Genomic DNA, 4,186 nt, shown 5'->3' on the forward strand with positions numbered 1-4,186 from the left:
GGCGAGAAGGCACCGAGCAACTGGCGTGTCGAGGTTCCGGGCGGCACACTCGGGGTGCGCATGTTCCCCGCGGAAGACGGCGAGCATGTCGCTCTCGCGGGGCCGGCGCAGCTGGTCTACAGCGGTGAGGTCGACCTGATCTGACCTGGCACGCCAAAGGTCGACATGCCGCAGGTCCGACACCTCACAGGTATGCTGCCGGGCAGGCTCAGACGAGTGTGATCGGCTCAGTCGGAGGGGTGCCGTGCTTACGTACCTTCAGCACTCGGTATCCCTTCGCCGTGGTCGTGCGGTGGACGCTGAAGCCCGGGTGGAAGGTCGCCCCGATCCACCGCTGCAGTGAATCCGCACCGAGGTTGCGCTGCACGACCAGCCACGCGTCGCTGCGCTCATCGAGGCGCGGGATCCATTTCTCGAGCAAGCCGTGCAGTTCGTTCTTCCCCACTCTGATCGGCGGATTCGATCGGATGGAGCGGAACGTGACGTCGGCGGGAACATCCTGCGGCAGTGACGCGTTGACGTTCTTGAGACCATGAGCTGCCGCGTTGCGGCGCACGAGATCGAGAGCCCGTTCGTTCACGTCGACGGCCCACACCGTCGCGTGCGGCGCAGCGAGCGCCATCGACAGAGTGATGGGCCCCCATCCGCTTCCGAGGTCGAGAAGATGACCTCCGGGCGGAACGGGAGGCATGTTTGCGAGAAGGACGGCAGTACCGGCATCCAGCCGATCCGGGCTGAAGACGCCACCAGCGGTTGTGACGTCCAGCTCACGGCCTGCGAGGGTCACACGGATCGATCGCAGGTTCTCGGGGCTTGCCGGGGCCGCGGTGAAGTAATGGTCGGACCCCATACCGTGAGCGTAGCGGACAGCGCGGGCTAAGGTTAAGGCTCGCAACAAAACCCAGAGATAAGGGACGGATGACGGAGACCACCACACCCTCCACCGGTGACGAAGCAGTCGATCGCGTACTCGCGAATGCGCAGAAGCGAACGGAGGCTCGCGTCTTCGGCGCCGCACAGGCGCTGCAGGACCGCTCGACCGCGTCGCACGCGACGTCGGACGGCGACCAGTGGGACCTCGAGGATCGTCATGCGCTGCGGCGCGTCGGCGGTCTCTCCACCGAGCTCGAAGACGTCACAGAGGTCGAGTACCGCCAGCTGCGACTCGAGAACGTGGTGCTCGTCGGCGTGTACCCCCAGGGCGCGCAGGAGGATGCCGAGAACTCGCTGCGCGAACTGGCAGCGCTCGCGGAGACCGCCGGTGCGGTCGTGCTCGACGGTGTTCTGCAGCGTCGACCGCATCCGGATGCCGCGACCTACATCGGGCGCGGCAAGGCCCAGGAGCTGAAAGACATCGTCGCGGCGACGGGCGCGGACACCGTGATCGCCGACACCGAGCTCGCGCCGAGCCAGCGACGTGCCCTCGAGGACGTGGTGAAGGTCAAGGTCATCGACCGCACCACGGTGATCCTCGACATCTTCAGCCAGCACGCGAAGAGTCGTGAGGGCAAGGCGCAGGTCGAGCTGGCACAGCTCGAGTATCTGCTGCCTCGTCTGCGTGGTTGGGGCGACTCGATGAGCCGTCAGGCCGGTGGCCAGGTCGGCGCCGGCGGGGCCGGCATGGGTTCGCGTGGCCCCGGCGAGACGAAGATCGAACTCGATCGTCGACGCATCCGCACGAAGATGGCTCTGCTGCGGAGGCAGATCCGTGACTTCGGCCCGGCGCGGGAAGCGAAGCGGGCCGAGCGCAAGCGCAACACGATTCCGTCCGTCGCCATCGCCGGGTACACCAACGCCGGCAAATCCAGTCTCCTCAACGCGCTCACGAGCGCGGGGGTGCTGGTCGAGAATGCGCTGTTCGCGACGCTGGACGCCACGGTGCGCCGCTCAGAGACCGCGGATGGTCGTGTCTACACGCTCACCGACACCGTCGGCTTCGTGCGCAACCTTCCGCATCAACTCGTCGAGGCCTTCCGGTCGACGCTCGAAGAGGTCGGCGAGGCAGATGTCGTGCTGCACGTGGTCGACGGGTCGCACCCCGATCCCGCAGGTCAGCTGCAGACCGTGCGCGACGTGATGGGCGATGTCGGCGTGCGCGACATGCCGGAGCTCGTCGTGTTCAACAAGGCGGACCTGATCGACGACGGTGACCGCCTCGTGCTGCAGGGCCTGGAACCGAAGGCGCACTTCGTGTCATCGCGTTCCGGAGAGGGCATCGAGGAGCTGCGCGCGGCGATCGAAGACGCTCTGCCGAAGCCCGCCGTCGAGGTGCATGCGGTGGTCCCGTACGATCGCGGCGACCTCGTCGCAGCGATCCACGAGACCGGGATGCTGCTTTCCGTCGAGCACAGTGAGGACGGCACTGTCGTTCATGCGCGGGTGTCGGAGCGGCTCGCCGCAGACCTCGCGCCGTTCGCGTTCGACGCCTGAAGGGTCTCGTCCGAGGGGCCGGTCAGCGGGCGAGGAAGCGAGCTTCGACCGTGGCCGAGATGACGATCTCGTCGGGTTCGTACTCCATCGACGCGCCGCCCGCATCGGCGGACATGAAAGCCGCACCGCGAGCCTTTGCCATGCCCGCGACGGGCTGAGCGGGTGTCGGGGCGATCAGCCCGACGTCGGCGATCTCGACGGGCACCACCTCGGCGAGACCGAGCGCCGTCGCATAGGCCCGTGCGCGGGCGACGGCCACACCGACGGCCTCGGCCGCGACCTCGCGTTCGACGCGTGACGTGGTCTCGGGAGTCAGATGCCAGTTGACCCAGCCGACCTCGACACCGTCCCACGGTGAGACATCCGACACCCATATCGACAGCTCGGATGCCTCGGAGAACGTCGCCGTCAGGTCGATGTTCGCGTAGTAAACGGGCGCGAGTCGATTGCCGTCGCTGTTCCACGGGCGCTCCGCCCTCACCGAGAGGCGCGTGCTCGTCCAGTCGATGACGCTCCCCGCGTCTTTGCGTGTCGTGATGCTCTCGCGCACCGGTTCGGCGAGTCGCATCGCCTGGTCGACGACGGATCCGCGATCCGGCCCCTCCGCTCGCACGCTGACCCGGATGGTGGCTCGCTCGGGCGCGAGACGCGCCTCATGCTCGCCGCGGACGGTGACGGTGACTTCGCTCATGGGGCGACTCTACGCGAGCGCTCGGACGGGAGCGGAATGGCGTGGCGCCCTCGGACGTTGTAGTCTGTGATGCTCGGGGACTTCGGTTCCCGGGTAAAAATTCCACAGTGTGACAACGGCTCCTTCGAGAGAAGGACCACGGGGCTGATCGGTTTCGACAGCGCCTGTGAATCCACGAGAAGCGGGCCGAGGATGCAGAGTTATCTCGTAAACGCTCTCTGCAAAAAAATAGTTGCCGAAACCAAGCGCAACGACTTCGCCCTCGCTGCATAAGCGAGCCCGATAGTCCGTCAGGCCGTATGTGATTCCGATACGGATCCTGGCGTCATCTAGGAATCTTGCTGCGTGATGGCGTCTGGACGTCACGTGGGACTCTTCCCAGGCTGGGCTCGTCGACTTAGGTGTCTGTGACAAAGGTCGGAGCCGAGCAGAACGTCTTCACAGACTGCGCCCGGAGAAGGCGTGGAGACTCAGCGTTGGACGGGGGTTCGATTCCCCCCAGCTCCACCAAGCCGTTGTCACGGGAGAGAACCCCGAGGTCGAGCGCGAGAGCGCCGACCCCGGGGTTCTTTCATGCAGTCATCAGGGGTCAGGCCCGGCCGAGCGCGTCGAGCGCCCTCTGCGCATCCGCTACGACGCTCTCGGTGTCCGCCACGCGCTGCGCCAGCTCCTCCTGCTGTTCGCCGACGTGTTCCACGTCCGCCTGCGCCCGTTCGGCGTCGCGACGCACCGCTGCGAGCTCCTTCTCGAGTTCGCGCTCTCTTCGGGCGAGTTCCTCGACACGCAGTGCTGCGTCACGCAGAGCGCGGTCCGCCTTCGCGGCGTCTCGCTCGGCGCGGACATGCTGCTGCTCCGCGTCCCGCAGCGCACGTTCGGCCTGTCGTCGTTCCCGCCGCGCTGTGACCTCGTCGATGGGAGCGTGGGGGAGCTGGGGCTCAGCCGGTGCGCCGCCTCCGACGATCGTGTCGAGGAGGTCAGAGATATCGTCTGAGGGACTCAGTTCGCGGACGAGACGCGCAGATGCGACCGCCGCGGCGGCCAGCGGATCGAAGAACGCGGCGGTGA

The 4,186-nt window shown here is 66.9% G+C and carries 3 protein-coding genes, 1 other RNA gene and 2 pseudogenes; 3 read left to right on the top strand and 3 right to left on the bottom strand.

The annotated features are described in order from the left end of the window. A pseudogene (locus J7E68_RS19975) lies at nucleotides 1–144 on the top strand (diaminopimelate epimerase); the annotation flags it as partial. Nucleotides 145–208: 64 nt separating this feature from the next. Here J7E68_RS19975 and J7E68_RS16520 read toward each other — a convergent pair. Beyond that, nucleotides 209–850 carry a methyltransferase gene (locus J7E68_RS16520; RefSeq protein WP_215174433.1) on the bottom strand — a complete coding sequence of 214 codons (642 nt, stop codon included), beginning with the start codon at nucleotides 848–850 and terminating at the stop codon, nucleotides 209–211. Between the two features lie 68 nt (nucleotides 851–918). Here J7E68_RS16520 and hflX point away from each other — a divergent pair, with 68 nt between their 5' ends. Continuing rightward, a complete protein-coding gene (gene hflX, locus J7E68_RS16525; RefSeq protein WP_215174436.1) occupies nucleotides 919–2,430 on the top strand; it encodes a GTPase HflX in 1,512 nt (503 codons plus the stop codon). A 22-nt stretch (nucleotides 2,431–2,452) separates the two neighbouring features. Here hflX and J7E68_RS16530 read toward each other — a convergent pair whose 3' ends face one another. After that, nucleotides 2,453–3,121, bottom strand: coding sequence for an SIMPL domain-containing protein (locus J7E68_RS16530; protein WP_215174438.1), 669 nt, complete (start codon nucleotides 3,119–3,121; stop codon nucleotides 2,453–2,455). A 140-nt stretch (nucleotides 3,122–3,261) separates the two neighbouring features. Between J7E68_RS16530 and ssrA the strand changes: the two genes are divergently transcribed. Next, nucleotides 3,262–3,631, top strand: a transfer-messenger RNA (tmRNA) gene (gene ssrA / locus J7E68_RS16535). A 79-nt stretch (nucleotides 3,632–3,710) separates the two neighbouring features. Here ssrA and J7E68_RS16540 read toward each other — a convergent pair. Then, nucleotides 3,711–4,186, bottom strand: a pseudogene (locus tag J7E68_RS16540) (hypothetical protein); the annotation flags it as partial.

The sequence above is a fragment of the Microbacterium sp. ISL-103 genome, from assembly GCF_018613995.1.
Lineage (GTDB): Bacteria > Actinomycetota > Actinomycetes > Actinomycetales > Microbacteriaceae > Microbacterium.